This window comes from Streptomyces sp. W16 (genome assembly GCF_033194735.1).
Lineage (GTDB): Bacteria > Actinomycetota > Actinomycetes > Streptomycetales > Streptomycetaceae > Streptomyces.
In genome coordinates this window covers 23,447-48,528 of sequence record NZ_JAWOAI010000004.1, presented here as the reverse complement: position 1 = coordinate 48,528, position 25,082 = coordinate 23,447, and the positions used below count along the sequence as shown (strand labels likewise).

The following is a 25,082-nucleotide window of genomic DNA, read 5'->3' as shown; positions in this document are numbered from 1 at the left end:
GCGAAGTCGGGCACACGCGCGTGTCGCTCGGGGCGGGCACACACGCGTGGCACCCGTTTTCACGATGTGTTCGTCGGATACCCGTCGTGCGCCGCGAGGTCCTTGTCGATCTTCTTGGCGGCCTCGTCCAGGGTGGCCCTGACCGGCGCGCGATCGAAGATGATCTTCGCGAAGGCCCGGGAGAAGGCGTCGGTGATCGCCGGGTAGGCCGGAGTCTGCGGCCGGGGGCGGGCCACGCCGTCCCGGAGCTGCTCGATGAACAGGTGCTCGGGGCCGCCGGGGGCGTACTGCGGCGAGATCCTGACCGCGCTCTCGGTGGCCGGGATCGCCCCGTTGGCCACGGTCATCCGGTGCACCTGGGCGGGCTGGAGCAGGAAGGACAGAAAGCGCCATGCGGCGTCCCCGTCGGCGTTGCCCGCCGGGACGCCCCACTGGTAGGAGCCCATGCCGGTGACGGTGCCCCGGCCGAAGTCGGGCAGCGGGACGATCGTGACGTCCCCGGGGAACGCCTTGTTGAATTCCGGATAGGTCCAGTGGCCGCACCAGGAGATCGCGCTGCGGCCGCTGACGAACGCCTTGTCGTCCTTGACCATGTCGATGAGCCCCGCCTTGGCCCAGTTCTGCAGGGTGGTGAGCGCCTTGACCGAACCGGGGCCGTTCACATAGCCGTCGGCGGTGCGGTGGTTCCCGGGCTCGATGAGGTCGCCGCCCGCCGACCACACGGCGGGCGCGAAGCCGTAGGTGTTCCACTCCTGGCCCGCCTGCGAGTAGACGAGCCGCAGGTCGAGCGGCGCCTGATAGCCCTGCGCGCGGAGCCTGCGCAGGATGCCGGTCAGTTCGGTGGCCGTCCAGGCGTCCTTCGGGCCGGTCGGGACACGTATTCCGGCCTTCTTCATGGCGGACCTGCGCACATACAGACCCATGCCCGAGTCGAAGGTGCCGACGCCCCACAACCTGCCCGCGTAGGTGCCCTGTTGGCGGATCGTCGGCAGCAGGTCGGCGCGGACGCCCGCGGGCACGCAGGAGTCGATCGGCCGGAGCTTGCCCGACCAGGCGTAGCTGTAGAGGTTGGGCCCGTCGAAGTCGAGGAGGTCGGGCAGGTCCCCGCTGGCCGCGGCGGAGAGCACGAGGTCGGTGTAGGTGCGGTCCTTCGGGAGGGTGACCAGCTCGACCCGCACCTGCTTCTGCCGCTTGTTGAACTCCTTCACCTGGCTCTGCAGCGTGGTGAACTCGCCGCTCGGGCCCGCGTGGAACCACACGGTGATGTGCGCGGTGCCGTTGATCTTCCCGTCGCAGGTGGTGTCCTTCGGGGACGCGCTCGCTCCCTTGGCGTCGCTCCCGCCGCCGTCGCACGCGGCCAGCAGCAGGGCCGCGCACAGCACCCAGGGGACCAGGGTGCCCCGGATCCGGCGAACCCGACGGACCGCGGGCCACGCGCGCGTGGCGCTCGTACCGCTCATGGCACACCCCCACTCGACCAGACGACTCGGCCTCCCCCAGGGTCCCGACATGCTACCGCCCGTCGCGTCGCCATCGCCCTGTGTGCACGAGAACCTCCGTTCATGGCACGGGACTTCAGCACTTTCCGGCTAGCTGGAAGGCGCGACCGACCACTGGTTGGCAAGCTGTGGACATGTCGCTGCGCTGTCTCCTCGTCGATGACAGCGCCCGGTTCCTGGAGGCGGCTCGCGCCGTGCTGGAACGTGGCGGAGTCGAGGTCGTCGGCTTCGCCTCGACGGGCGCGGACGCCGTCTCCCGGGCCCGGGAGACGGCCCCCGACGTCGTCCTGGTCGATCTCGACCTCGACGGCGAGAACGGCTTCGACGTCGCGCGCCGCCTGGTGGGCGACGTACCGGCGGTGATCCTCATCTCGACCCACTCCCGGGAGGACTTCCAGGAACTGATCGCCGCCAGCCCCGCGCACGGATTCCTGCACAAGTCGTCCCTGTCCGCGCGGGCCATCAGGGACGTCCTGAGCGACGACGGGCCGACCGCACCGCCCTGAACCCACCCACCACGACTCGGCCAGGTCACACCGGGCTGTTGGGCGACAGGTGTTGTCGGGACTTGGTCAACACGCTTCAATGCGGGGGAACTCTGGGCGTGAACGACGGCGTACGGATGTGAAGACCCTTCTCCGATGCCGACGGGGGCCCCGAAGCAAGCCGCGTGAACGGCCTGACCAGCCGTTGTGAACATTCACAGAAAGGGCCCCTGCATGCCGCACGCCACACAGCAGGCGGATGTCGCCACCGCGGAACTCGACTCGGCCCTGCGCGGCGGCCCCTTCCATGTCGCACTGCGCGCCGCCATCGCCGCCCGCGGACTGCCACTGCAGCGCGTCCAGCACCATCTGACGCGCTACGGGGTCAAGGTCGGCGTCACCAGCCTGAGTTACTGGCAGCAGGGCGCCCGCCGCCCGCAGCGCCCCGAGTCGCTGCGGGCCGTACGGGCGCTGGAGGAGATCCTCCAGCTCCCGGAGGAGTCGCTGATCCGGCTGCTCGCCGAGGCCGAGGAACGCGCGGTCGCCGCCCGCCCCGCGGCCCGTTCCTACCGCTCCTTCGTCGAGGCCTCGGGCGTACTGGAACAGCTGCTGGCCGAGCTGGAGTGCACGCCCGACAGCGGGCTGCACACCTTCGGGCACCACGAGCGGGTGCGCGTCGGCCCGCGCCGCGAGCTGGCGAGCCGCGAGTCGCACCACATCGTCCGCGCCCACCGGGACGGCATCGACCGCTTCATCGCCGTCCACTACGGCGACCCCGGCTGCACCCCGGAGCACATGACCGTGCACGCCCTGGAGAACTGCCGGACGGGCCGCGTCCGCCGCCACCACGAGACCGGCGTGCTGGTCGCCGAGCTCCTCTTCGGCACCCGGTTGCGCTCCGGAGATACGTTCCTCTTCCGCTACGGCGTCGAGGACGGCACCGCCGGCGTCTCCCGCGAGTACGTCCGTGACTTCGGTTCCGCGGGCGGCCAGTACGCGCTTCAGGTGAGCTTCGACGAGAACGCGCTGCCGACGCGCTGCCACCGCTTCACCCAGCACTCGGCGGCGGCCCCGCGCAGCGGCCGTCAGGAGCTGCGCCTGACCGGACACCACTCGGTGCACCTCGTGGAGCCGCGGATGCGGTCGGGGATCGTGGGGATCGGCTGGGACTGGGACTGAGCCGCCTCGGCCGTCACCTTCAGTTTTTGCAGCGGCTCGACGTTGTGATCCCGGAGGAGCTCACGGTACGTAAACGTTTGCGCAAGCGTTTACGTCGGACACCGGATGGGATAAGTTCCCGGCCGGAAGACCTGCCGTGCTTCAGAGAGGGGGACTCACGGTGGCCACCATGGTGGACGTCGCCCGCAGCGCCGGTGTGTCCGTCGCGACCGTCTCGCACGTCCTGAACGACACCCGCCCGGTGCTGCCCAGCACCCGGCAGGCCGTGCTGAGCGCGATCGAGGAACTGGGCTACATCCCCAACACCCTCGCCCGCTCCCTGGTGACATCCCGCACCCGCTCCATCGGCCTCGCGGTGTCGGCGATCAGCAACCCGTACTTCACGGAGATCCTCCAGGGCGTCGAGGCCGGTGCCCTGGAGCACGGCTACAGCCTGCTCATCGCCGACCCGCACGACGACCCGGAGCACGAGCTCAAGGTCGTCCAACTCCTGCACGAGCGCCGGGTGGACGGCATGATCGTCGCGCCGTCGGCGGACCCGGGCGCCCTCGTCGCCCACCTCGGGCGGCACTCCGTACCGACGGTTTTCCTGGACCGGGTGGTCGAGGCGCCCCCGGACGACCCGTCCCCCTCCGACCAGGCGTGCGCCTTCGACCAGGTGTGCGCCGAGAACATCGAACCGACGGCACAGCTGGTCACCCACCTCGCCGGACTCGGCCACCGCCGTATCGGCCTCGTCGCGGGCCTGCCCGGGCTCAGCACCACCGGCGAGCGGATCGCCGGATACCGGTACGGCCTCGCCGCCGCCGGACTCCCTTACGACGAGCGGCTGTTGGCGCACGGCGACTCCGAGTCGGCCGGCGGGGAGCGGGCCACCTCGACCCTGCTGTCCCTCGCCGCCCCGCCCACGGCCCTGGTCACCGCCAACAACGCGATGACCATCGGCGCCCTGCGCGCCCTGCGCGAACACGGGCTGTCCGTCCCCGGCGACCTCGCGCTGTGCTGCTTCGACGACTTCGCCTGGGCGGACCTGTTCGAGCCCCGGCTCACCGCGATCGCCCAGCCCAGCAAGGAGATCGGCGCCGAAGCCGTACGGCTGCTGCTGGACCGGCTCGCCGCGCCGGACCGGCCCGCCCGTGTCCTGCGGCTCCCCTGCGCGTTCGTCCACCGCACGTCGTGCGGCTGCCCCGAGCAGCCCGAGAAGTCCACGAAGGGAAACGTCTCGTGATCGTCGTCGCCGGTGAGGCCCTGATCGATCTGGTACCGCAGGGCCCGGGCGCCCTCGCGGTCCTCAAGCCGGCGCTCGGCGGCGGCCCCTACAACACCGCCGTCGCCCTCGGCCGCCTCGGCTCCGCCACCGCCTTCTGCTCGCGCGTCTCCCACGACGCGTTCGGCGAGGCCCTGCTCGCCGGGCTGCTCCAGGCCGACGTGGACGTACTGGACGTACAGCGCGGCCCGGAGCCGACCACGCTCGCGGCGGCCACGCTCGACGCGAACGGCTCGGCCACCTACTCCTTCTACGTCGACGGCACCGCCGACCGGCTCTTCGCGATGCCCTACGCGCTTCCCGCCGAGACCCGGGCGGTGTCCTTCGGCACCTGTTCGCTCGTCCTGGAGCCGGGCGCGAGCGCCTACGAGGAGCTGATGCGGACCGCTGCCGCACAGGGCGTCTTCACCGCGCTCGACCCGAACATCCGGGCCGGTCTGATCCCCGACGCGGACGCCTACCGGGCACGCTTCAAGAGCTGGCTGCCGCACGTGTCGCTGCTGAAGCTCTCCGAGGAGGACGCGCTGTGGCTGGGGGGCAATCCCCGTGAGTGGCTGGACGCCGGTCCCTCGGCCGTCGTGATCACCCAGGGCGGGGAGGGCCTCACCGCGTTCACCCGGGACGGCACGGTGTATCCGGTGCCGGGCGAGAAGGTCGACGTCGTGGACACGATCGGGGCCGGCGACACCGTCAACGCGGCGCTGCTGCACGGCCTGTCCGCCCAGGACGCGTTGTCTCCGGAGGGGCTGGCCCGCCTCGGCCGCGACGGCTGGACCCGGTTGCTGCGGTTCGCGGCGCGGGCGGCGGCGATCACATGTTCACGGGCGGGGGCGGAGCCGCCGTACGCCTCCGAACTGGGCGATCTGTAGGGGACGTTGAGTGAATGCGGCGCCTCTCGGGGAGTCCCCCGCGAGGCGCCGCATCGGTGTCCTTGCTCCGGTCAGGCCTTGCGGGCTCGCGTCGTCTTCTTCGCGGGCGCGGCCTTCTTGGCAGGCGCCGCGGTCTTCTTCGCGACCGCCGCGGTCTTCTTGGCAGCCACCTTGCGCGGGGCCTTCACCGGCGCCCCGTCGCTGATCCGGTCGGAGTCGAGGATCTCGCGCAGGAACTTGCCGGTGTGGCTGGCCCCCACCGCGGCGACCTGCTCGGGCGTGCCCTCGGCGATGACGAGACCGCCGCCCGCGCCACCCTCCGGACCCATGTCGACGACCCAGTCGGCCACCTTGATCACGTCGAGGTTGTGCTCGATGACGATGACCGTGTTGCCCTTGTCGACCAGGCCGCCCAGCACCGTGAGGAGCTTGCTGATGTCCTCGAAGTGCAGGCCGGTGGTCGGCTCGTCCAGGACGTAGACCGTACGGCCGGTGGAGCGCCGTTGCAGCTCGCTGGCGAGCTTGACGCGCTGGGCCTCACCGCCGGACAGGGTGGTCGCGGACTGGCCGAGCCGGACGTAGCCGAGGCCGACGTCCTTGAGGGTGTTGAGGTGCCGGGCGATCCCGGGGACCGCCTCGAAGAACTCCGTGGCCTCCTCGATCGGCATGTTCAGGACGTCGGCGATGGACTTGCCCTTGTAGTGGACGTCCAGGGTCTCCCGGTTGTACCGGGCGCCGTGGCACACCTCGCACGGGACGTACACGTCCGGCAGGAAGTTCATCTCGATCTTGATGGTGCCGTCGCCCGCGCAGTTCTCGCAGCGACCGCCCTTGACGTTGAAGGAGAAGCGGCCGGGCAGATAGCCCCGCACCTTCGCCTCGGTCGTCTCCGCGAACAGCTTGCGGACGTGGTCGAAGACACCGGTGTACGTCGCCGGGTTGGACCGGGGGGTGCGGCCGATGGGCGACTGGTCGACGTGCACGACCTTGTCGACGAGGTCGTCGCCGTCCACGCGCGTGTGCCGCCCCGGCACACTCCTCGCGCCGTTCAGTTCGCGGGCCAGGTGCGTGTACAGGATGTCGTTGACCAGGGTCGACTTGCCGGATCCGGAGACTCCGGTGACCGCGGTGAACACACCCAGGGGGAACGAGACGTCAATGTCCTGGAGGTTGTTCTCCCGGGCGCCGTGCACCGTGAGCTGCCGGGACAGGTCGCGCGGGCGCCGGATCTCGGGCAGCGGGATGGCCTTCTTGCCGGACAGGTACTGACCGGTCATCGATTCGTCGTTGGCCAGCAGCTCCTTCAGGGAGCCGCTGTGCACGACCCTGCCGCCGTGCTCGCCCGCCCCGGGGCCGATGTCGACGATCCAGTCGGCGACCTTGATGGTGTCCTCGTCGTGCTCGACGACGATGAGCGTGTTGCCCATGTCGCGCAGCCGGACCAGGGTCTCGATCAGCCGGTGGTTGTCGCGCTGGTGCAGACCGATGGACGGCTCGTCCAGGACGTACAGGACGCCGACGAGTCCGGAGCCGATCTGGGTGGCCAGGCGGATGCGCTGGGCCTCGCCGCCGGAGAGGGTGCCGGCCGCGCGGTTCAGCGAGAGGTAGTCGAGGCCTACGTCGACCAGGAACCGCAGCCTCTCGTTGCACTCCTTCAGCACCCGCTCGGCGATCTTCTTGTCGCGGGCGTCCAGCTTCATCCCGCCCAGGAACTCCGCGCAGTCGCTGATGGACATCCCGGAGATCTCGGCGATCGACTTGTCCATGATCGTGACCGCGAGGACGACGGGCTTCAGCCGCGTGCCGTGACAGGTGGGACAGGGCACCTCGCGCATATAGCCCTCGAAGCGCTCCCGGCTGGCGTCGCTCTCCGCCTCGCCGTGCCTGCGCTTCACGAACGGGACGGCGCCTTCGAAGGGCGTCGTGTAGACCCGCTCGCGTCCGTACCTGTTCCGGTACCGCACCTCGATCTGCGTCTTGTGGCCGTACAGCAGGGCCTTCTTGGCGCGCTGCGGGAGGCCCGCGAAGGGGATGTCCGTGCGGAAGCCCAGCGCGTCCGCGAGGGCGCCGATGAGGCGGCTGAAGTAGTCCTTGGTGTGGCCGTGCGACCAGGGGTGGATGGCGCCCTCGTCCAGGGACTTGTCCTCGTCCGGGACGATCAGCTCGGCGTCGACCTCCATGCGCGTGCCGATGCCGGAGCACTCGGGGCAGGCGCCGAAGGGCGAGTTGAAGGAGAAGGAGCGGGGCTCCAGCTCCTCGAAGGACAGGTCGTCGTACGGGCAGTACAGGTGCTCCGAGAACATGCGCTCGCGCTCGGGGTCGTCCTCGGGGAGGTCGACGAAGTCGAGCACGACCATGCCGCCGGAGAGGCCGAGGGCGGTCTCCACGGAGTCGGTGAGGCGGCGCTTGGCGGAGTCCTTCACCGTGAGACGGTCGATGACCACCTCGATGGTGTGCTTCTCCTGCTTCTTCAGGACGGGCGGCTCGGAGAGCTGGATGGTCTCGCCGTCCACGCGCGCGCGGCTGTAGCCCTTGGTCTGGAGGTCCGCGAAGAGGTCGACGAACTCGCCCTTGCGCTCACGCACCAGCGGCGACAGGACCTGGAAGCGGCTCCCCTCCGGCAGCGCGAGGACCTTGTCGACGACGGCCTGCGGCGACTGGCGCGTGATCGGGCGGCCGCACTCCGGGCAGTGCGGCTTGCCGATGCGCGCGAAGAGCAGACGCAGATAGTCGTAGACCTCGGTGATGGTGCCGACCGTCGAGCGCGGGTTGCGCGAGGTCGACTTCTGGTCGATGGAGACCGCCGGGGAGAGACCTTCGATGAAGTCGACGTCCGGCTTGTCCATCTGGCCGAGGAACTGGCGGGCGTACGAGGAGAGCGATTCCACGTAGCGCCGCTGGCCCTCGGCGAAGATCGTGTCGAAGGCCAGGGAGGACTTGCCCGACCCGGACAGGCCCGTGAAAACGATGAGCGAGTCGCGTGGAAGGTCGAGCGAGACATTCTTCAGATTGTGCTCGCGCGCGCCACGGACGATGAGACGGTCGGCCACGCCGGTCCGCACCTTTCTTGAGAGAAGTGACAGGGGCGGGGCCCCCGTCGTTCTCAGACTAGGGGGAGCCACTGACAACGCCGGTCGGAATCCCGGCCGAGGCATAACAACCTCCGGCCTTCCAGCATGCCCGACGCCGCACCCGACGATATAGCACGTGCATTCGATTTACGGCACTGCTTCACCACCTTCACCCAAAGGTGTGGCGGGACTAGGGTCAGCAGCATGATTGATCACGCTCATGACCTGGCCTCTGTACGTGATGCGACCGAGCGGCTGCTCACCGCAGCCGCCGCACTGGACAACGCCTCGGCCGCCGAGCCGTCACGGCTCCCCGGCTGGAGCCGCAATCACGTCCTCGCCCATGTCGCCCGCAACGCGGACGCCCTCGTGAACGTCCTGGAGGGGCGCCCCATGTACGCCACGGCGAGCATGCGAGACGCCGACATCGAGCGCGACGCCCCGCGCCCTCTCGACGTCCAGCTCGCCGACGTGCGCGAGAGCGCGGCCGGCTTCCAGGCGGTGGGCGCCGCTCCGGCGGACTGGTCGCGCCGGGTGGAGCTGCGCAACGGGGTCGTCGACAGCGCGTCGCGCGTGCCGTTCCGGCGGTGGGTCGAGGTCGAGCTGCATCACGTGGACATGGGGATCGGGTACGAACTGGAGGATCTTCCCGAGGAGTTCACGCGGCGGGAGATCGACTTCCTGGTCGAGCGGTTCGACGGGCACCCCGAGGTGCCGTCGACACGGCTCACCGACGGCACGCACGCGTGGAGCACGGGCCGGTCCGCCGAGAAGCCCGAAGTCACCGTCACCGGAAGCCTCGTGGAGCTGCTCGGCTGGCTCTGCGGACGCCGTGACGGGGCCGGCCTGACGGTCGACGGCGGCCCCTTGCCGACGCTTCCGCCGCTATAGGCCCCCGGCCCGGTCGTAGAGCCGCTGGTGCCACTCGTTGGCGTCGGGTGCGGGCCGGTGGGTGAGCACCGGATTCGGGCCGGTCTCGATGAGGTGGAGAAGCGTCCAGGCGACGCCGTAGCAGTCGTCCGGGCCGAAGCAGGAGACGAGCGCCCGGGCCTCCTCTCCCGTGACCGGCTTCGAGATCGCGTCGAGTTGGCGGGCCCGCCTGTCGATATCCTCTTCGCTCGCGTCCCAGTCGGGAAGCGGGCCGTCGGCGAGGAACGTGCGCACTTCGGCTCTCATGGGGTAATGATCGGCCTCCGTCGCCACCGCGTTCAAGGCATCAAGGTTCCACACCCGAACGTCCGGGAGACGTCGGCCACTTCGGAACGTCCTCCGGAAACGGATTAGGCTGACCGTCATGACGTACAGCGGCGAGGTCACGGTCGGCGGACCGGCGGATGTGCACGAACTCACGGACCTGATGATCACCAAGATCGCGGTCGGGCCCATGAACAACAACGCCTATCTATTGCGCTGCCGGGCCACGGACGAGCAGTTGTTGATCGACGCGGCCAACGACGCGGAGACCCTGCTCGGCACGATCGGCGACGACGGCATCGCGTCCGTCGTCACCACCCACCAGCACGGCGACCACTGGCAGGCGCTCGCCGAGGTCGTAACGGGCACGCGCGCGCGTACGTACGCGGGCCGCGAGGACGCCGACGGCATCCCGGTGCCGACCGACGTCCTGGTCGACGACGGCGACACGATCCGGGTGGGACAGGTGGAGCTCACCGCCCGCCACCTGGTGGGTCATACGCCGGGCTCGATCGCGCTCGTCTACGACGACCCGCACGGGCATCCTCATGTGTTCACCGGAGACTGTCTGTTCCCGGGAGGCCCTGGCCGGACAACACAACCGGATCACTTCCAGAGCTTGATGAGCGGGCTCGAAGCCAAGGTGTTCACCCTGCCTGACGAGACGTGGATCTACCCGGGCCACGGCAACGACACGACGCTCGGCGACGAGCGCCCACACCTCGCGGAGTGGCGAGCTCGCGGCTGGTGATCCCCTGAACGTGCTGGGGCCGACCTGAAATGGGTCGGCCCCTTTTTGATGTTGCGACGCCACAGCGGGCCGACCGGTCCACGCGCCAGCGAACGAAGTAGGGGTCGACCCAGGGCGCTTCAGCGCGTCCGGAACTTTGGCCGCTCGACGCCGCCAGGGCGCGCGCCTCAGCCAGCCACGAGCGGAGCGTCGGTGTCGTCCTCGCCGGCCAGCACGATGCGGCGGACCTGTTGGCGGGTGTAGCCGGTGGCCTCGCAGATGTCTTTCTGCGGGACGTCGTCGACCGAGGCCTGCCTGATCGCTGCCGCCAGCTCTTGTCGCAGGATCTCGGTTCGCGCCTCTGAGTCTCGGAACCGTTGCGCCAGCTGCGTCAGTGATCGCTTATCCATGACACATAGTGTTCCATCTGAAGTCATGGAACCTGATGTTACGCACGGCATGCCGAATGTCCAGTGCGTGAACCACTTGACGAGGGAACACGATGTTCCCTAGAGTGGAGATGTCGGAAGGGAAACCAGCCGACAACGCAAGCGGCCCCCGTCGGTGTTAGCGCACCGAACGAGGGCCTACGGAATCCACCTGATCCACCAGGGAGACCCGCGTGTTTCACCTTCTCACGTCACCCCGTACGGCCCGTACGGTCCGCGCCATGATCGGCAGCCTCGTCGAGTCGGCCGCCGACACCCTCCGCTCCCTCGCCCCCGCCGAGCAGGCGGACGCCGAGGTCGTCGAGGCCCCGGACCCCGCCGACGTCCTGGACGCCGACGAACTCCCCGAGGTCGACACCATCGAGGCCGCCGCCCGCGAGTACGAGCGCGCCGCCGACCAGGCCCGCCGCGCCGACCGCGGCAAGCGCGCCGCGAAGAAGATCCTCGACAAGCTGCCCGCCGGCCTCTACGGCACGTGGCGCGTCTTCCGCACCCCGTCGTCCCGGCAGACCCCGGACCTCGCCGCCATCACCGCCACCTACAAGAAGCTCGGCCTCGGCCCCGTCCCCATGAAGGACTGCGCCCCGTCCCTCAAGGTCGAGCGCGTCGAGATCCTGGCCGACATCGAGACCCTGACGGCGGTGGCTGCCTGATGCGTACCAACCACGCCCCGGCCGCCGGCCTCGCCGCGGTCCCGCAGGTCTCCCCCGGTCACCGCCTGGTGCCCGCCACGATCCAGTTCTTCGACCAGATCGCCCGGACCGTGTGGATCGAGTGCCCCGACTGGTGCACCGACGACCACGTCGAGAACCCGCAGTTGGCCGTCGAGGACATCGTCCACACGTCGGACTCCCAGGACTTCGGCATTCACACCCTGGGGAGCCCGCGCCTGGTGTTCGAGCTGTACGCCCGGATCACGTCCGACGCGTACGACCGGAACCCGCAGCTTCGGCAGGCGACGGTCGCGGTCGACGACGGCGACGGCGAGTACGCGTTCCTCAGCCCCGACATGGCGGACGACCTCGCCGACCGCCTGGTCGCGTTCGCCTCCCGGATCCGGCAGTTGTCCCGCACCGCCCGCGCACACCAGCAGCAGGCGGGGGTGTCGGCATGACGACCGCCCTCGACTTCGACGAGGTCATCACCGCCGCCGTCCACCAGGCGATGCAGAAGACCCTCCCTCACTGGTACACGCCCGCCCTGGCCGACGAGATCGCGGTGGACACGATCGCCGCACTCGGAAAGGGCCGCACCAACACCACGCACTCGGGAGAGCCGACCGCCCACATCCGGGCCGAGGCCAAGCAGATCCTTGCCCAGTGCTGCCAGCGTCGCCCCGACCGTGACCCGGCCACGGGAGACCTGCTGTCGGGCGTGGAGGACACCGACGAGACGTTCCGCGACCGTCTCCTCTGTGTCGAGCGCCACGGCCACGACGGCGATCACCGCGACGCCATGAGCCGCACCTGGCCGCGCCAGGGAGTCACGGTATGAACAACCGGCCCACACCGGCCGAGCAGGCGCCCACCACTCCGGTGGGCGCCCTGCCCGGGCCCCGTATCAACCCGTCCTCCGAAGCCCGCGACCTCCGTCATCTGCTCGCCGTCGTCCTCGACGCCCTGACTCTCGACTTCGCCGTCGACAACTACAGCGAGCGGCTCAAGGAACGCGCCTGTCTCGCCAGGGTCGTCATCCGTGACGGCCTCGACGAGCCCGCGTGGAACGCCGACTGGCTCCACTCCAAGCTGCGCGCCGAGGAAGCCGACGTCGAAGCCAAGGCCGTCCGCGCCTCCGTCGACCGCGCCTTCCCCACCGTCGCCGCCTTCCTCGCCGACGAGCGAGGTGAGGGCAAGTGAGCACCGCGCCCCACGCCAGCAGCGGATCCACCTTCACCCGCTGGGACTTCCTGACCATGCCGTACGACGACCTGCTGTACACCCTCGGCGTGACGGTCGTGACCCGGCCGGCGCCCGACGACTGGCCTGTGGGCCGCGAGTTCATGGCGGGGGTCATGGTCACCCCCTCCGGCCAGCTCTCCCACGTCATCGCCGCCCCCTACATCGTCGGTCTGGAGCGGGAGTACACCATCCGAGGGCTGCTCGCGAAATGGCACGGCGCCGACGCCACGAACTGGCCCGTCGCCATGGCGTGGAGCACGAAGGGCGTGCCCCATGCCTGAGCCCCGCATGGTCGACGTGACCATCATCGAGACCCGCGTCGTTCCCATCCCCGAACCCGACTGGTGCACCGACCCGCACGACGGCGCCCAGCACTTCACCGACCTCACCCACCGCGGCCGCGAGACGTCGGCGAGCGTCGACACCCCTCTCGGCACCGCCCGCTTCCTCGTCGCCCAGATCTCCCACGCCCCGTATCTGGTGTCGGTGCCGGAGCCGCATCCGGTGGTGTCGGTGTCCCTCGACCTGGAGGCCGACTTCACCGCCGAGGCGATCCCGGGCGTAGCGGCCCGGCTGCGGGAGGCCGCCGACCTCCTCGACGAGGCCGCGGCCGAGGCGATCCGGCTACGAGGTGATGCGTCATGACTGCCATGTCCCGTGCGACCCGTCGCATCGTCGTCGCGCACCTCACCGAGCACGGCATGAACCCGGTAGACATCGCGGCTGAGCTGGAGGTTTCCGCCGACACCGTACGCAGGGACATCCGCGAGACACCCCCGGCAGTTGTGACCGAGACGGTCACGGTTGCGGCACCGCCTGCGCCCGGTCTGCTCCTGCCGGAGAGCACGCAACTCCGGCAGGACTTGAACCTCCTCGCCGCCTCATACCGGGCGCAGCGGGAGGACGTCGCGCGGTTCGCGATCCACGTTGCTGCGGAGGCAATCCGCCGGCGTATGCAGGCCCGGTTCGCCTCCAACGACCGGCAGGAGGTCGGCTCATGAAGTGGTTGATGCTCGGCGTCGCCCTCGGTTTCCTGGTCGTGTTCCCCAGCCTGCTCGCGGTCGTCGGCGCGATCGTTGCGGCGATCCTCGGCAAGCCCGTCCTCGTCGCGTTCGCGGCCGGCCTGGCCGTACGCCCCCACCTTCCTCGCGTACGGCGGTGGGCGCCGTGACCGAGCCCGATCCGTCCAACCTGCCCGAGGCCTACCGCCAGTACGTCGAGCAGGCCGCCCACCACCGGACGCCGAACGTCCTGTACGACCAGTACGGCCGACCCGTCCACTTCACGATCGGCCAGCCTCCGCCGCCGGTCATCGTGCAGGCTCCTATCCAGCAGGGCATGGACCCGGCCCTGCAACGGCTGATCATCGTCACGTTCCTGATCCTGGCCGTGGTCGTCGTCTGCACCGCCGCGGTGTGTGCGGTCGTCGTCCTGGTCGGCGGAACCCTGATCGGGATCATCGGCACCGTCTCCGCGAACCTGCCCATGATCGGCCTGTCCCTGGTGGGTGTGATCCTCGCCGCCGGGTGGGCCGCCTCCAAGATCCGGCCGCACGGCAAGAAAGGCCGCTGACCTGCCCTTCCGTCCTCCGTGGACTGGCACATTTGTGCCAGTCGCGGGGGTGCGGTGGGGCCGGACAGCCCGGCCCACGACCAGGGAGAACCCCGTGAACAGGTCCGCCCGAGAGAAGTTCATCCAGCTGGCATGGAACGCCGTCACCAAGGCCGAAGACCTGGCCCAGGAAGCCACGCGGCACGCCCGCAACGGCGAGCGGGACAAGGCCGAGCCACTCGCCGCCGCCGGCGCGCTGTGGGCGGACGTCGCTCGCTCGTACGCCGCGATCACCACCGTGCTACCCGAGCCGCTGCCCGAACTCCCCACCGCCGCAACGGAGTACTGACCCATGGCTGACGACCTCAGGTTCTCGGACTTCACAGCGGGCGAGAAGGTGCGCATCGCCTTCCACGTCGCCCGGATGGCGAAGCGCGGCATGGCCGGCCCCACGGTCGACACCAGTGACCTGAAGCGGCGCATCGAACGCATCGAGAAGCGGGCCGAACGCCGCAAGAAGAACGGCAAGTAGTCACCCCGGGGGCGGCGTCCAACCGCCAAGAAGAGCGCCGTCCCCGGGCCCCGGACCACCTGTGAAGCGACCGGAGAAACCAGGATGACCGTCGATCTGATCAAAACGCCAGAGGACGCACGCGACACCCCACCCGGGCCGGCCGCACCCGCGGCTTCTCCCGCCGCCAAGACGCCCGCCCTGGCCCGCCGCCGGCTATGCCTCGCCCCGCTCGGCCGTGTCCTCGTGGGCGCCCGCCAGCACCCCGCCTACAAGGTCGCCGTCCGCCACGGCGCCTACGCATGGGGCGGTACCCGCGTCCTGTCCCGCCGCGCCTGGGAAGCCCGTACGACCGCGATGCACGCGCGGATGATGCGCATCGCCGAGGCCGCAGGCAATGAGGAAATGGTCACCAAGTGGGAACAAAGGGCGTATGCCTACCGGTTCGCCCGTCATAAGAGGCGGATGGACCTGCTGCAGCTCGTCCTCAACCTGCCCAAGGCGATCGTCTCCGCACTCGCCGGCACCGCGGGCGTCCTCCTCGTGCTCGGCATCATGCTGGCCTGGTACCGGCACGACGTCCGCGACGTGGCGACCCCGCTGAATGCGGTCATCGAGGCCGTCGGCTGGCTCGCGTTCCTCGCCTCCGTCATCTTCAAGCCGCTGCTCTACTCGCTGCCCCTGCTGGCCCTGCTCGGCGTGTGGTCCGTCGGCCGCGCCCAGCGCACCGCCCCCTCCTGGGCGCTGCCCGTGGACGGCGACGAGCGGGACGTCGTGCCTGATGAGAACGCCATCATGCGAGCCCTGGAGAACCTGGGCATCCCCGCGCTGAACAAGGCCGTGAAGGAGGGCTGGAAGCCGCGCTGGATCCAGCCGACCGTACGGCTCGGCAACGGCTACCACACGCAGGTTCAGCTACCGCTCGGCGTCACCGTCGAGATGATCAACGGGAAGAAGAACATCCTCGCCCACAACCTCATGAGGAAGCCCGTCGAGACGTGGCCGACCGAGCCCCCGAAGCAGCCTGGCGTCCTCGACCTGTGGGTAGCCGATCAGGGCTCACTGAACGGTCCCGTGCCGCCGTGGCCTCTGCTGCACGAGGGCACCACCGACTATTTCAAGGGCGTTCCGGTTGCGGTCTCGCAGCGCGGCGAACCCATCATCGGGCAGCTCATGGCCGCGAACTGGATCGTCGGCGGCATCATGGGCTCGGGGAAGACCTCGATCGTCGTCGCCCTGCTCCTCGGCGCGATCCTCGACCCGCTCGTCGAGGCCGAGGTGTACGTGATGGCCACGAACATCGACTATGACCCGCTCAAGCCCCGGCTGAAGACCCTGGTCAAGGGCGACGACCCGGAGCAACTGCGGGCGGCCCTTGACCGGTTGCGGTCCCTGACGAGCGAGGTGACCGAGCGCGGCAAGCTGCTGGAGGAACTCGGCGGCGCTTCACCCAAGCTCACGCGTGAACTGGCGATGAAGGACCCGCGGATGCGGCCCCGGGTGGTCGTCTTCGACGAGTGCCACGAGCTGTTCATGAGTAAGGAGTACGGCAAGGAGGCCGCTGAGCTGGCCATTCGCGTGATGAAGAAGGCGAGGAAAGTCGGGATCACTCTGGTCTGGGTCACCGTCTCCCCGACCGCCGACAGCATCCCGCGCGACGTCACCCGCAACACCTCCCACCGTGTGGCGTTCGCGGTCGGCGACCAGGTCGCCAACGACGGACTCCTCGGCTCCGGCAAGTACAAGGCCGGCATCCGCGCGACGGAGCTGGTGCCCGGCCAGGACGTCGGCACGGCGGTCACCTACGGGTTCACGGCCAAGCCGTTCGAGGTGATCCGCGCCCACTACGTGCAGCGGGACCCGGAGAAGGGTGTCGACGAGGTGACTCCGGTCGTCGAGCGCGCCATGGGGTTGTACGACGGAACCGGCCCGGCTGATGTTCCGGTGTTCGAGGTGGCCGACCCGCTCGCCGACACCGCGGCCGTCCTCGGCGACGAGACGCGCGTCCTCGCTCAGGAGGTGCTGCACCGGCTCGCCGCCCGCAACCCGGAGGCCTACGGCAGTTGGGGGCCCACGGACCTGAAGCGCGCGCTGGAGCCGTACGGCGCCGAGCAGTACAAGTCGAAGGGCGTGATGGTCGTGGCCCGCGACCGCGTCCAGGACGCCATCCTGGAGCGCCTCGCCGAGGACATCGACGACCTCGACAACGAGGAGGGAGGCTCCGACATCTGAGGGAGTTCTCCCCCAAGCCTCCCCCTCATGCCTCTCTCGTGCTGACCTGCATGTATGCCGGTTGAGGGAGGCGAGGGAGGTCAGGGAGGCGCACCCCAGGGAAACGGGAAACAGGCACTTCAGCCTCCCCCGCCGCGCCTCCCTCCCTGATCTATTCACAGAGACCCGAGCAGAGAGAAGATGCCGCCATGACGCACCCGATGCACGAGCACTGTTCCCGCTGCCGCCGACCGGCGCCCCCGCAGGACTCCAAGGAGTTCATGGACTGGGAGGCGACCGAGGACGGTCTACCTGTCTGCCCCGGCTGCCTCACGCTGCTCGACGAGCAGTACATGGACGAGGCTGTGATGGACCTCGCCGACGAAGCCACCGGCGACGAACCGCGCTGATAGCGTAGGCAGCCGACGCCGGGTCTTCCGGCTAGCCACCGCGCACCGCACCACCCCGGTCCTTTCCGAACCTCCGGTGAATCCGTCGAGGTATGGAGGAAGACCATGTACTCAGCTCAGTTGCCGCCCAACGCGGTCAAGTTGCTGGCGCTCTACCTGAAGCCGAAGTCCCAGTGGACCGACGTTGACAGGCACCGCGCCTACGACCTCGTCGTGGACTGGACGGGCGAGGACCACGAGAGCTTCGCCGCGTTCCTGCAAGAACGGCTGTAGCTACTCGAAGAACGTTCGGCCCCCTCCACGGTCATCACGACCGAGCAGGGGGCCTTTCGCGTTGCGGCTAGGCTCGCGCGCATGACTGACTTCGTGCAGGTGTCCACAGCCACGGAAACTCGTGATCAGGCCCTCGAACTGGCCCGATCGGTCGTGCAGGCGCGGCTCGCCGCGGGAGCACAGATCATCGGCCCCGTCACCTCCGTGTTCTGGCACAACGGCGAGTTCGGCACGGGCGAGGAATGGCAACTGCTGCTCAAGACGACCGCATCCCGCTACGCCGAGCTGGAGACCCACCTGATCGAGCACCATCCGTGGACGAACCCCGAGGTGACCGCCACCTCCATAGTCCAGGGCTCCGCTTCTTATCTGGAGTGGATCGACCGGACGGTTGCCAACTAGGCGGTCCGCTCGACCAGTTCGGCGACTGCCGGCACTGCACCGTGCTGGAGGGCGAGCGCGGACACGACCTGCTCGATACGTTGGCGGGGCCGGGCCGAGGCCACCCCGTCAGCGAGCTCCAGCGCCCGCCCGGCCACCCGCGCAGCCTCCTCCACCTCGCCGGCCGTCGTGTACGCCTCAGCCAGCCACGTCGAATACAGGGACGCGTCCCGGGCGTGCGCGTCGTCGAACCTCCCGAGCCCACGCACCAGCAGGGGCACCGCGCGCAAAGGCCGCCGTAGCTGCGTCCAACAGCGGCCCGCCATGATGTCCAGCTCCACCTGGTCCACCCACGCCGACCATGCCGGCTGCGGTCCGCCAGCGTCGTCCGCACCGAGAGCGGCACGCGCCTCGGCGAGGGCCGCCTCCGTACCGTTCGCATCCCCGGCGACAGCTCGCGCCCACGCGCACCGCTCCCACAGCAGTGCGCGCACCGTGGCCGGGGTCTCCTCGGTGACCGCATCGCACGAGTGCGCCGCTATCGCCGCGGCGGCGCGCGGGTCGGCGGCTACGGCCTGGTAGGCGAGGTAGGCCAGGGCATTGCGGGCGAGGTCCTCGGCGCCCGCGTCTTCGGCGGCCGACCGGCTCTCCCGGTACAAGCCGACGGCCTCCCGTTCCCGGCCACCGTCGAACGCCGCCCAACCGGCCTGCTGCGCCTGCTCAGCCGCCAGCGCCAGCAGCTGGCGGCCGGTGCTCTCGTTGTAGGTGCTGTCTCGCAAGATGCGCCGCGTCCGCTGATACTCGGCCGCGTACAGGCGGTAGGTGTCGCCGCCGCCGAGGACGTCATCGAGACGGCGCAGCCGGGCCGTGCGCTCCCTCAGCCGCGCCACGGTGCCGGCGCCCACCCGCTGCGGCACGGACGGCGGCAGCACATCGGGCAGAGTCGCAGCCAGGCCCACGGCGCCGACGGCGAGGACGTCACGCCGGCGAAGTGCCGCCATGTCGGAAGTCGTCTCCCACGGGCGGGGAGCGAGCCCGACCATGCGCCCGGGCACCCTGAGGGCGTCCGCGATCACGGCAATCTTGTCGTAGCTCTCGACACGTCCGCAGCCTCGCGCGAGCGCGCCGACACGCTCCGGCTTGATGCCGCACTCGGCGGCCAGCTTCTGGTAGCTGATACCGGCCTGTTCGCGAGCCAGCCGGAAGACGGTCCCGAAGTCGTGAGCGCGGAGCGCCTCGCACATCTGGGGGAGTTCGAGGACGCCTACCGGCAGAGCTGTGGGCGGATGGGTCACCGTCACAGCATCCCCCAATTGCGGCGCGCCCGCCCCGTTCTCGGGCCTACCCATGATGGGGATACCCCTCGATGGGATGGCAATCGTGGTGCGGGAGCGAAGGGTGGTCGAAAGACCCGGCAGCCGCGCGAACGGCCCCGGGCGTGGCCGACTAGATGGAGTCGACATGCCGGAGAATACGCAGACCGAGGGCACGACGAACACCCCGACCGCCGTCGGGTGGTGCGCCTGGCACCAGAACTACGCACGAGGCGTGCGCCTCATCCAGGTGATCGAGCAGAGCAGCGGACCGGGAACGATGGGGAACCACTTCGCCTGCCACCCGTGCCGCCAGGCCTACGACCTCGTGCCGCTCGCCGACCAGCCGCTACCGGCCTCCGCATCATGACCGGGCCTGCACCCGCACCGACCCCGGTGAACGAGGCACTCAACGCGCTCTTCGAACACTGCGTCCACTGTCCCGGCTGCAAGGTCAACGTGGACAGTGGGGAGCCGCCACCCAAGTGCCCGGAGGCGGAGGCTCTGTACCGGGCCTGGTTCATCCTCTGGCGCAGGCGCAGGGAGGTCGGACAGTGAAGATCTGCATCAACTGCGACCAGTCCATCAGAACCGGCGAGGGCTACACGGAGATCGACAAGATGTCTCCCTCCGCCGCCGGTACGACGCTCTACCGGCACGACCGCGAGTGCAAGCCCGTGCCGGTCCAGACGACGCAGGTATCCCTGCATCATTGAACTCCCGCCTGTCCTCTGTACCCCGGTCTCAACGAGAGGGCAGGCGGGACCAGGCAGGCCCCGGCCGTAGGTGCATCCTGGCCGGGGCCGCTTCATGCCTGGCTGCTATCGCCGTGGCCGCCGCCGCCGTGTACGCCGCCGCTCCCGACGCGGCAGGCCCTCGCTGAGTGGCTCACCGTCTGCCCGCACGACCGTCTCCGGACTGTTCCGCACCTTGGCCGCGAGCAGCTCGGCACCGAGGCGGCGTGGCACCCGAGGTTCCAGCCACTCGTGCCGGTCGTCGCAGAACATGGTGGATGGGTCCTCGGAGAAGTCGTCGCTGTGCATCACCAACGTGAGGTCGTCGAACTGGCCGCACACCGGGCACTCCACGACCTGCTTGTCCTTTACCAGGACGGGAACCTGCATCTCGCCAGTCATGGCCATCAGAGGTGGCTCCTGTCATTTTTGCGGATGGCTTCCTTTACCGGAACGGCGATCGCCTCAGCGAACCGCTTGGCCTCGGCAGGGGTGGGCATCGTCATCGACTTGACCTCGACCGACACCTGCACCGTGGTGCCACCGCCGAAGCCGCTGCTGGACAGCCCCGTGACGATGCTGCGGAACGCATCGTGCTCCTCGGCGGTGAGGACGGCTTCGGGCTTGCGGGTGTTGTTGATCGCCATGGTGGCGCCGGGCTGGAGGAGGCCGCCGCTGTCGTACTTCGCGGCCGGGGCGAAGCCCCAGTGTGAGGTGAAGAGGCTGTTGTTGTAGCCGCGGGCGCTCTTGCCCATGTGGACGCCGGCGCCACCGGACGATTCGACGTTCATGCCGGCGAGCGTTCCTGCGGTGTGGCCGACGCCCGCGTTGGTGACCCCGATCATGAACGGCGAGTTCAGGTTCCGGACCCAGCCCGCGGGCCCGTTGTTGCCGACGAACGAGCCGGTAGCCCACCGGCGGTGCGGCTTCTCCCCACGAATGACGGACTCGATCGCGCTCATCAGGCCGCTGCAGTCCCAGCTGGGGTTGCCGTTGCCGGCCCACTGATACGGCAGGCCGTTCTGGGTCTTCACCCATGACAGGGCCTTCTGCACGGCCGGCCCGCCTACGGCCTTCTTGTCCTCGTTGCCGAACCAGCCGAGCATGCCGTCGACGGCCTTGTTGGCGGTGTCCTTCATCAACCCGCCGATGCCTGCGTTGCCGCCGGGGATGCGGCTGATGAGTGGCCGTACGAGCGCGGACAGCGCCTTCTGGGCTGCGCTCTTCAGTCCGCCGATGACGAGATCTTTGGCCCATGAGGTGGCGGAGCTGATGGCCCCTCCGATGGCGGAGGTGACGTTGCCGACGATGCCGCCGCCCGCGTAGTGCTGGGTGCCGCCCTGGTAGCGGCGCTTCTCTTCCTGCCTGCTCGGGTTGCCGCCGGTCTTGACTGGGTGGTCCTGGCCGAGCATGGCGTCGATGGCCCGGTGGCCGCCCAGCTTTTTGACCTGGGGAACGGACAGAATCCGCTCTTGGGGCGTAGCCATGATCGGAACGGTGTCGCTGTTGCCGGTGCCGGGGACAACACCGCCTCGGTTGAAGCCGAGCGCGATCGCGGGCAGCGTGATTTTGGAGCTGACCTTGCCCGCGATGGAGTTCCACATCTTGCGGATGCCGTTGTTGTAGACGGTGCCCACGACGAACTTGATCGGTGCGGCGATCTTCGACTTCACGCCGTCCCAGATCGTCCCCAACGCGTTTTTCAGGTTGGTGAACGCGTTCCTCATGCCGGACGCAAACCCACTGATCTTCGAGTTGATCGTGGAGAACACCGATGTCACAGCGTTTTTCGCACCCGTCCACAGCGTCGACCAGGTGTTGGAAATGGACGCCTTCAGACTGCCGAAGCTGTTCTTCACCCACGTCCACGCCCCGGTCAGCGCAGTCTTCAACCCGCCGTAGAAGGTGTCCCACTTCGTTTTGAGATCACCCCACAGTGCACGCCAGAGGGCGACGACCCACGTCTTCAGCTCAGTGAAGATCTGCTTCGTCTTCGTCCACAACGACGTGAACCAACCGGTGATTGCATTCACGAGGTCGGGGATGATGCTGTGGCCGACGAGAATGTCGTACAAATCCTTGAACGGCTGGACGATGTACTTATTGATCCAGTCCCAGGTCGCCGAGAAGGCCGCCTTGATGGCGTCCCAGACGCCGATGACCACGTCTCGGAACGTCTGAGAGTGCTGCCACGCGTAGGCGAGGCCAGCCGCCAGGCCGGCCACAGCGAGGACGACCAGGCCGATCGGGTTGGCGTCCATGACCGTGGTCAAGATGGCCTGCACCGTCGTGACCGCGATCGTGGCCAGCTCCCACAACTTCATCGCCGTGACGATGGCGAGGATCCCGGCCGCGATCGATCCGACCAGCGTCTGATGGTCGCCGAGGAACTCGAAGAACGACTTGAGCGGGCCCGCTGCCTTGTCTGCGATGCCCGCGATCATCGAGACGAACGGGGCCGCGATCGGCACCAGGTTCTCCAGGGCCACGCCCACCACGTCGATGAGGACCGAAGCAATCTTGTGCAGGGACCCGAAGATCGAGCCCAGGGCCTTCTGCATCTCCGGCAGGCCCGTGACACGGCGCAGTTCCTTGAACGCATCGCCGAGCGTCGTGAGCGCGTTGGCGCCCCCCAACTGCGCCGCGTCCATGACGTTCCCGAGCGTCCCGAAGACGTCCCCGACCAACTTGCCGAACTGCTTCGCCAGGTCGATGGCGTGGTTGATGGCCTTCTCCATCGCCCCGGACTTGAACGCGTCGCTGATCTTCTTCGAGATCCGGTCGGAGGCGCCGGCCGCGCCGTCAGACAGCCGCTTGAACGCGGGCGAGGCTGCGACGGATATCTGCGTAAGCCCGGTGATGAACTGGCCGGGGATCCGCGTGAGCGGGCGCATGCCGTCGTTGAGGCCGTCGAACAGCTTCCGCAGCATGCCCGTCTTGCCGAGCTCCGTCACCGCGCCGGCCGCGTTCTTCGCCGTCGTGTTGAGGATCCCGGCCGTACCCACCAGGCCGTCATGCACCGACGGCAGGGTCGCCCGCGCCATCGTCGTGAACGTGTCCCCGAGGCCCTTGAACAGCCGCTCCTGAATGTCCAGCTTCAGGGCCCGCCAGGCGCCGGCCTGCGCGACCACCGCCTTGACGAACTCCCGCGCGGAAGGGGCGAGCTTCGCCATGGCGTCGGCGACCTTGGACGTTGCCGCGGCCCCGGCGGTCTGCGCGTCCGCCACGTTCCGGGCCGCGTCGGCTACCTGCTGCTGGGCATCGGCGATACTCCGGGCGCCGTCGACCGCGGCCTTCGCTGCAGCAGCCCGCGCGTCGGCAACGTCCCGCTCCGCCTTGGCGACCTTCTGCGCGCCGTCCACCGCAGTGCGGGACTGTTCGATCTCGGCGTCCTTCAACGCTTGCGTCTTGTCCGTGACGGTCTGGTTGGCGTCCGCAATCCCCTGCTTGGCCTTCGTGACCGTCGCGCTGCCCTCGACGCCGGCCTTGTTCGCGGCGTCCGCTTGGTCCTGGAGGCGCTTGGTCTCGGTCTGCTGCTCCTCCAGGGCCTGCACGGCCCTGTCGTAGGCCAGTTGGTCCTTCGCCAACTGCTCCGCGGATACCTTCGACCCCGCGGCCTTATCCGTCGCGAGCTGCTTCTCGGCGTCCGACAGGTCCAGCACCTTCTGCCGCTGGTCCAACTGGGCGTCTTCGAGCCGGTTGTTGAGATCCTGGAGTTCCTCGACCGCATCCTTACGGGCCTGAGTCAGGTCCAATTGGGCTTGCTTCGCCGCCCGCTGCGCATCGGCGAGATCCCGCTCCGCGCCCGCGACGGACTCAGCAGCCCGCCGGTTGGAGTCGGCAACGTCCTGGACGGTCGACTTCAGGTTCTGCTGCGCATCCTGAATATCGCGGGCGGCCTTCACCCGCGCGGCCGCCGCGTTGACTTCGGCATCCTTGACTGCCTGCTGGGCCTTTGCTAGCGAGCGCTGCGCGTTCTCCACCTGCCGGGTCGCCGTCGCCGCAGCGTTGGCACTCTTGGTGGCCGGCGCGAATGCGGCTTTGAAGGCGTCGCCGATCCCGCTGGTGCCGAGCTTGATCGCGGCGAACGCGCTTCCCAGCGACAGCACGGCGGGCGCAGCGATGGCGGCGGCGGGGCCGAGTTGGATGAGCGAGGCACCCAGCGACGCGATCGTCGGCAGCGCTGAAAGGGCAGCCGCTGCGAGGCCAACGAAGCGGGAAGACAGCGCGCCGACGCCACCGGCCGAGCCGCCGAGACCTGCCAGGATGCCGAGCGCCGACCGGTCGACGTCAACTCTGACGTTGACGGTGCGGGAGCGCGTCAGCAGGGCGAGGTCGTCGGCCGCCGAGCGGGTGTCGGCATCCGCGGTGATGCGCGCCGTACGGGCCCGGGTGAGGATCGCCAGGTCGTCGGCGGCTGCACGGGTGTCGAGGTCCGCGGTGATCCGGACCGTGCGGTCCCGGGTGAGGGTGACGAGCTGTTCCTCGGCCAGCCGTCGGGCGGTGTCCGAGAGTTCCGGCAGGAGGTTGACGGTGAGGTCGCGGAAACGGGCGCTGGACAGTGCGGTCTGGTCGAGGTTGACCTTCACCTTGAGGGCGCGGTCGCGTACGAAACGGTCGAGCTGGGTCTTGGCGTCGCGGTCGTCGAGGTTGAGGCGGACACCGACCTCGTTGCGCTTCGACTTCAGGCGGTCCATCGCCCGGTCGTAGCCGGATTCGTCGGCTGTGACCTCGACGTATCCCTCGGCGATGCGAAACGAGCCAGCCACTACGCCACCGCCAGTTCGGCGCGCGTGAGCAGCTGGTCGAGGCGGAGGTCGAGGGCATCGGCCAGCCCGGCGGCGACGTCGACGGGTGGTGTGGTGCGGCCTGTCTCGTAGTCCCAGATCGTCCACGGCGTTCGGCCTACGGCGGTGGCGAGTTGGGCGACGGACAGTCCGGCGAGGCGGCGCTGATCGCGCAGCGCAGGCCCGTTGAAGGCGCGGGCGGCCATGGGTGCTCCAGGTGAGCGGCACGTGGGATGGGCGGCCCGACCTGGGCGGACTTGAGCGTCCTGC

Annotated in this window: 32 protein-coding genes; 24 read left to right on the top strand and 8 right to left on the bottom strand. The window is 69.3% G+C overall.

Going from position 1 to position 25,082, the window contains the following annotated elements:
• Window positions 1-59: 59 nt before the first annotated feature.
• Window positions 60-1,460, bottom strand: coding sequence for an ABC transporter substrate-binding protein (locus tag R6V09_RS01265; RefSeq protein ID WP_317879432.1), 1,401 nt, complete (start codon window positions 1,458-1,460; stop codon window positions 60-62).
• Between the two features lie 173 nt (window positions 1,461-1,633).
• On the opposite strand from R6V09_RS01265, the gene R6V09_RS01260 reads away from it, so the two are divergent.
• The 4 genes from R6V09_RS01260 to R6V09_RS01245 all read left to right on the top strand — a co-directional run bounded on the left by R6V09_RS01260 (window position 1,634) and on the right by R6V09_RS01245 (window position 5,299).
• Window positions 1,634-2,005, top strand: a complete 372-nt coding sequence (locus R6V09_RS01260) for a response regulator (RefSeq protein WP_317879431.1) — start codon at window positions 1,634-1,636, stop codon at window positions 2,003-2,005.
• A 213-nt stretch (window positions 2,006-2,218) separates the two neighbouring features.
• Window positions 2,219-3,163 (top strand): hypothetical protein, encoded by a 945-nt coding sequence (locus tag R6V09_RS01255; protein WP_317879430.1) that lies wholly within the window; start codon window positions 2,219-2,221, stop codon window positions 3,161-3,163.
• A gap of 160 nt (window positions 3,164-3,323) precedes the next feature.
• Window positions 3,324-4,391, top strand: coding sequence for a LacI family DNA-binding transcriptional regulator (locus tag R6V09_RS01250; RefSeq protein WP_317879429.1), 1,068 nt, complete (start codon window positions 3,324-3,326; stop codon window positions 4,389-4,391).
• The gene (locus R6V09_RS01245; protein ID WP_317879428.1) at window positions 4,388-5,299 is read left to right on the top strand and encodes a carbohydrate kinase family protein; all 912 of its coding nucleotides are present in this window, start codon (window positions 4,388-4,390) and stop codon (window positions 5,297-5,299) included. The genes R6V09_RS01250 and R6V09_RS01245 overlap by 4 nt, the downstream gene beginning before the upstream one ends.
• Before the next feature lie 71 nt (window positions 5,300-5,370).
• On the opposite strand, the gene uvrA is transcribed toward R6V09_RS01245, so the two are convergent.
• A complete protein-coding gene (uvrA, locus tag R6V09_RS01240; RefSeq protein WP_317879427.1) occupies window positions 5,371-8,349 on the bottom strand; it encodes an excinuclease ABC subunit UvrA in 2,979 nt (992 codons plus the stop codon).
• 225 nt (window positions 8,350-8,574) lie between these two features.
• Here uvrA and R6V09_RS01235 point away from each other — a divergent pair, with 225 nt between their 5' ends.
• Entirely contained in the window at window positions 8,575-9,261 is a 687-nt protein-coding gene (locus R6V09_RS01235; protein ID WP_317879426.1) for a maleylpyruvate isomerase family mycothiol-dependent enzyme, read from the top strand.
• Here the strand turns inward: R6V09_RS01235 and R6V09_RS01230 are convergent.
• Window positions 9,256-9,546, bottom strand: coding sequence for a hypothetical protein (locus R6V09_RS01230; protein WP_317879425.1), 291 nt, complete (start codon window positions 9,544-9,546; stop codon window positions 9,256-9,258). The two genes, R6V09_RS01235 and R6V09_RS01230, sit on opposite strands and share 6 nt — an antisense overlap.
• A gap of 118 nt (window positions 9,547-9,664) precedes the next feature.
• On the opposite strand from R6V09_RS01230, the gene R6V09_RS01225 reads away from it, so the two are divergent.
• Complete coding sequence (locus tag R6V09_RS01225; RefSeq protein ID WP_317879424.1) at window positions 9,665-10,315, top strand: MBL fold metallo-hydrolase; 651 nt, start codon at window positions 9,665-9,667, stop codon at window positions 10,313-10,315.
• Window positions 10,316-10,482: 167 nt separating this feature from the next.
• On the opposite strand, the gene R6V09_RS01220 is transcribed toward R6V09_RS01225, so the two are convergent.
• Window positions 10,483-10,704 (bottom strand): hypothetical protein, encoded by a 222-nt coding sequence (locus R6V09_RS01220; protein ID WP_317879423.1) that lies wholly within the window; start codon window positions 10,702-10,704, stop codon window positions 10,483-10,485.
• A 212-nt stretch (window positions 10,705-10,916) separates the two neighbouring features.
• Between R6V09_RS01220 and R6V09_RS01215 the strand changes: the two genes are divergently transcribed.
• The 15 genes from R6V09_RS01215 (at window position 10,917) to cutA (ending at window position 17,999) form a co-directional block, all read left to right on the top strand.
• On the top strand, window positions 10,917-11,396 hold the full coding sequence (locus R6V09_RS01215) for a hypothetical protein (protein WP_317879422.1): 480 nt from the start codon (window positions 10,917-10,919) through the stop codon (window positions 11,394-11,396).
• Window positions 11,396-11,857 (top strand): DUF6907 domain-containing protein, encoded by a 462-nt coding sequence (locus R6V09_RS01210; RefSeq protein WP_317879421.1) that lies wholly within the window; start codon window positions 11,396-11,398, stop codon window positions 11,855-11,857. Before R6V09_RS01215 ends, R6V09_RS01210 begins: the two co-directional genes overlap by 1 nt.
• Entirely contained in the window at window positions 11,854-12,237 is a 384-nt protein-coding gene (locus R6V09_RS01205; RefSeq protein WP_317879420.1) for a hypothetical protein, read from the top strand. The genes R6V09_RS01210 and R6V09_RS01205 overlap by 4 nt, the downstream gene beginning before the upstream one ends.
• Window positions 12,234-12,599 carry a hypothetical protein gene (locus R6V09_RS01200; protein ID WP_317879419.1) on the top strand — a complete coding sequence of 122 codons (366 nt, stop codon included), beginning with the start codon at window positions 12,234-12,236 and terminating at the stop codon, window positions 12,597-12,599. Before R6V09_RS01205 ends, R6V09_RS01200 begins: the two co-directional genes overlap by 4 nt.
• A complete protein-coding gene (locus tag R6V09_RS01195; protein ID WP_317879418.1) occupies window positions 12,596-12,922 on the top strand; it encodes a hypothetical protein in 327 nt (108 codons plus the stop codon). The genes R6V09_RS01200 and R6V09_RS01195 overlap by 4 nt, the downstream gene beginning before the upstream one ends.
• Window positions 12,915-13,286 carry a DUF6907 domain-containing protein gene (locus tag R6V09_RS01190; RefSeq protein WP_317879417.1) on the top strand — a complete coding sequence of 124 codons (372 nt, stop codon included), beginning with the start codon at window positions 12,915-12,917 and terminating at the stop codon, window positions 13,284-13,286. Before R6V09_RS01195 ends, R6V09_RS01190 begins: the two co-directional genes overlap by 8 nt.
• Window positions 13,283-13,642, top strand: coding sequence for a hypothetical protein (locus R6V09_RS01185; RefSeq protein ID WP_317879416.1), 360 nt, complete (start codon window positions 13,283-13,285; stop codon window positions 13,640-13,642). Before R6V09_RS01190 ends, R6V09_RS01185 begins: the two co-directional genes overlap by 4 nt.
• Entirely contained in the window at window positions 13,639-13,812 is a 174-nt protein-coding gene (locus R6V09_RS01180) for a hypothetical protein (protein WP_317879415.1), read from the top strand. The genes R6V09_RS01185 and R6V09_RS01180 overlap by 4 nt, the downstream gene beginning before the upstream one ends.
• Window positions 13,809-14,213, top strand: a complete 405-nt coding sequence (locus R6V09_RS01175; protein WP_317879414.1) for a hypothetical protein — start codon at window positions 13,809-13,811, stop codon at window positions 14,211-14,213. The genes R6V09_RS01180 and R6V09_RS01175 overlap by 4 nt, the downstream gene beginning before the upstream one ends.
• 94 nt (window positions 14,214-14,307) lie before the next feature.
• Window positions 14,308-14,541 carry a hypothetical protein gene (locus tag R6V09_RS01170; protein ID WP_317879413.1) on the top strand — a complete coding sequence of 78 codons (234 nt, stop codon included), beginning with the start codon at window positions 14,308-14,310 and terminating at the stop codon, window positions 14,539-14,541.
• Between the two features lie 3 nt (window positions 14,542-14,544).
• On the top strand, window positions 14,545-14,724 hold the full coding sequence (locus tag R6V09_RS01165) for a DUF6257 family protein (protein WP_317879412.1): 180 nt from the start codon (window positions 14,545-14,547) through the stop codon (window positions 14,722-14,724).
• Between the two features lie 84 nt (window positions 14,725-14,808).
• On the top strand, window positions 14,809-16,935 hold the full coding sequence (locus R6V09_RS01160) for a zonular occludens toxin domain-containing protein (protein ID WP_317879411.1): 2,127 nt from the start codon (window positions 14,809-14,811) through the stop codon (window positions 16,933-16,935).
• 188 nt (window positions 16,936-17,123) lie between these two features.
• Entirely contained in the window at window positions 17,124-17,324 is a 201-nt protein-coding gene (locus R6V09_RS01155; protein ID WP_317879410.1) for a hypothetical protein, read from the top strand.
• A gap of 105 nt (window positions 17,325-17,429) precedes the next feature.
• Window positions 17,430-17,597, top strand: coding sequence for a hypothetical protein (locus R6V09_RS01150; RefSeq protein WP_317879409.1), 168 nt, complete (start codon window positions 17,430-17,432; stop codon window positions 17,595-17,597).
• 81 nt (window positions 17,598-17,678) lie between these two features.
• Window positions 17,679-17,999, top strand: coding sequence for a divalent-cation tolerance protein CutA (gene cutA / locus R6V09_RS01145; protein ID WP_317879408.1), 321 nt, complete (start codon window positions 17,679-17,681; stop codon window positions 17,997-17,999).
• Here cutA and R6V09_RS01140 read toward each other — a convergent pair.
• Complete coding sequence (locus R6V09_RS01140; protein ID WP_317879407.1) at window positions 17,996-19,273, bottom strand: helix-turn-helix transcriptional regulator; 1,278 nt, start codon at window positions 19,271-19,273, stop codon at window positions 17,996-17,998. The two genes, cutA and R6V09_RS01140, sit on opposite strands and share 4 nt — an antisense overlap.
• A 166-nt stretch (window positions 19,274-19,439) precedes the next feature.
• On the opposite strand from R6V09_RS01140, the gene R6V09_RS01135 reads away from it, so the two are divergent.
• The 3 genes from R6V09_RS01135 to R6V09_RS01125 are packed head-to-tail and all read left to right on the top strand — an operon-like array spanning window position 19,440 to window position 20,007.
• The gene (locus R6V09_RS01135) at window positions 19,440-19,661 is read left to right on the top strand and encodes a hypothetical protein (RefSeq protein WP_317879406.1); all 222 of its coding nucleotides are present in this window, start codon (window positions 19,440-19,442) and stop codon (window positions 19,659-19,661) included.
• On the top strand, window positions 19,658-19,849 hold the full coding sequence (locus R6V09_RS01130; protein ID WP_317879405.1) for a hypothetical protein: 192 nt from the start codon (window positions 19,658-19,660) through the stop codon (window positions 19,847-19,849). Before R6V09_RS01135 ends, R6V09_RS01130 begins: the two co-directional genes overlap by 4 nt.
• Complete coding sequence (locus R6V09_RS01125) at window positions 19,846-20,007, top strand: hypothetical protein (RefSeq protein WP_317879404.1); 162 nt, start codon at window positions 19,846-19,848, stop codon at window positions 20,005-20,007. Before R6V09_RS01130 ends, R6V09_RS01125 begins: the two co-directional genes overlap by 4 nt.
• A gap of 105 nt (window positions 20,008-20,112) precedes the next feature.
• Here the strand turns inward: R6V09_RS01125 and R6V09_RS01120 are convergent, their stop codons facing one another.
• Genes R6V09_RS01120 through R6V09_RS01110 form a run of 3 tightly spaced genes read right to left on the bottom strand, consistent with a single transcriptional unit; the run spans window position 20,113 to window position 25,018 of the window.
• Complete coding sequence (locus R6V09_RS01120; protein WP_317879403.1) at window positions 20,113-20,433, bottom strand: hypothetical protein; 321 nt, start codon at window positions 20,431-20,433, stop codon at window positions 20,113-20,115.
• Window positions 20,433-24,794 carry a hypothetical protein gene (locus tag R6V09_RS01115; protein WP_317879402.1) on the bottom strand — a complete coding sequence of 1,454 codons (4,362 nt, stop codon included), beginning with the start codon at window positions 24,792-24,794 and terminating at the stop codon, window positions 20,433-20,435. The genes R6V09_RS01120 and R6V09_RS01115 overlap by 1 nt, the downstream gene beginning before the upstream one ends.
• Complete coding sequence (locus R6V09_RS01110) at window positions 24,794-25,018, bottom strand: helix-turn-helix domain-containing protein (RefSeq protein ID WP_317879401.1); 225 nt, start codon at window positions 25,016-25,018, stop codon at window positions 24,794-24,796. Before R6V09_RS01110 ends, R6V09_RS01115 begins: the two co-directional genes overlap by 1 nt.
• Window positions 25,019-25,082: the final 64 nt, after the last annotated feature.

Bases quoted from the DNA above. Each gene is read 5' to 3' on its own strand.
- R6V09_RS01265 (WP_317879432.1), bottom strand. From the start codon at position 1,460: ATGAGCGGTACGAGCGCCACGCGCGCGTGGCCCGCGGTCCGTCGGGTT.
- R6V09_RS01165 (WP_317879412.1), top strand. From the start codon at position 14,545: ATGGCTGACGACCTCAGGTTCTCGGACTTCACAGCGGGCGAGAAGGTG.
- R6V09_RS01180 (WP_317879415.1), top strand. From the start codon at position 13,639: ATGAAGTGGTTGATGCTCGGCGTCGCCCTCGGTTTCCTGGTCGTGTTC.
- R6V09_RS01205 (WP_317879420.1), top strand. From the start codon at position 11,854: ATGACGACCGCCCTCGACTTCGACGAGGTCATCACCGCCGCCGTCCAC.
- R6V09_RS01120 (WP_317879403.1), bottom strand. From the start codon at position 20,433: ATGGCCATGACTGGCGAGATGCAGGTTCCCGTCCTGGTAAAGGACAAG.
- R6V09_RS01225 (WP_317879424.1), top strand. From the start codon at position 9,665: ATGACGTACAGCGGCGAGGTCACGGTCGGCGGACCGGCGGATGTGCAC.
- R6V09_RS01220 (WP_317879423.1), bottom strand. From the start codon at position 10,704: ATGGATAAGCGATCACTGACGCAGCTGGCGCAACGGTTCCGAGACTCA.
- R6V09_RS01235 (WP_317879426.1), top strand. From the start codon at position 8,575: ATGATTGATCACGCTCATGACCTGGCCTCTGTACGTGATGCGACCGAG.
- R6V09_RS01110 (WP_317879401.1), bottom strand. From the start codon at position 25,018: ATGGCCGCCCGCGCCTTCAACGGGCCTGCGCTGCGCGATCAGCGCCGC.
- R6V09_RS01130 (WP_317879405.1), top strand. From the start codon at position 19,658: ATGACCGGGCCTGCACCCGCACCGACCCCGGTGAACGAGGCACTCAAC.
- R6V09_RS01200 (WP_317879419.1), top strand. From the start codon at position 12,234: ATGAACAACCGGCCCACACCGGCCGAGCAGGCGCCCACCACTCCGGTG.
- R6V09_RS01185 (WP_317879416.1), top strand. From the start codon at position 13,283: ATGACTGCCATGTCCCGTGCGACCCGTCGCATCGTCGTCGCGCACCTC.
- R6V09_RS01255 (WP_317879430.1), top strand. From the start codon at position 2,219: ATGCCGCACGCCACACAGCAGGCGGATGTCGCCACCGCGGAACTCGAC.
- R6V09_RS01150 (WP_317879409.1), top strand. From the start codon at position 17,430: ATGTACTCAGCTCAGTTGCCGCCCAACGCGGTCAAGTTGCTGGCGCTC.
- R6V09_RS01155 (WP_317879410.1), top strand. From the start codon at position 17,124: ATGACGCACCCGATGCACGAGCACTGTTCCCGCTGCCGCCGACCGGCG.
- R6V09_RS01160 (WP_317879411.1), top strand. From the start codon at position 14,809: ATGACCGTCGATCTGATCAAAACGCCAGAGGACGCACGCGACACCCCA.
- R6V09_RS01210 (WP_317879421.1), top strand. From the start codon at position 11,396: ATGCGTACCAACCACGCCCCGGCCGCCGGCCTCGCCGCGGTCCCGCAG.
- cutA (WP_317879408.1), top strand. From the start codon at position 17,679: ATGACTGACTTCGTGCAGGTGTCCACAGCCACGGAAACTCGTGATCAG.
- R6V09_RS01260 (WP_317879431.1), top strand. From the start codon at position 1,634: ATGTCGCTGCGCTGTCTCCTCGTCGATGACAGCGCCCGGTTCCTGGAG.
- R6V09_RS01230 (WP_317879425.1), bottom strand. From the start codon at position 9,546: ATGAGAGCCGAAGTGCGCACGTTCCTCGCCGACGGCCCGCTTCCCGAC.
- R6V09_RS01190 (WP_317879417.1), top strand. From the start codon at position 12,915: ATGCCTGAGCCCCGCATGGTCGACGTGACCATCATCGAGACCCGCGTC.
- R6V09_RS01135 (WP_317879406.1), top strand. From the start codon at position 19,440: ATGCCGGAGAATACGCAGACCGAGGGCACGACGAACACCCCGACCGCC.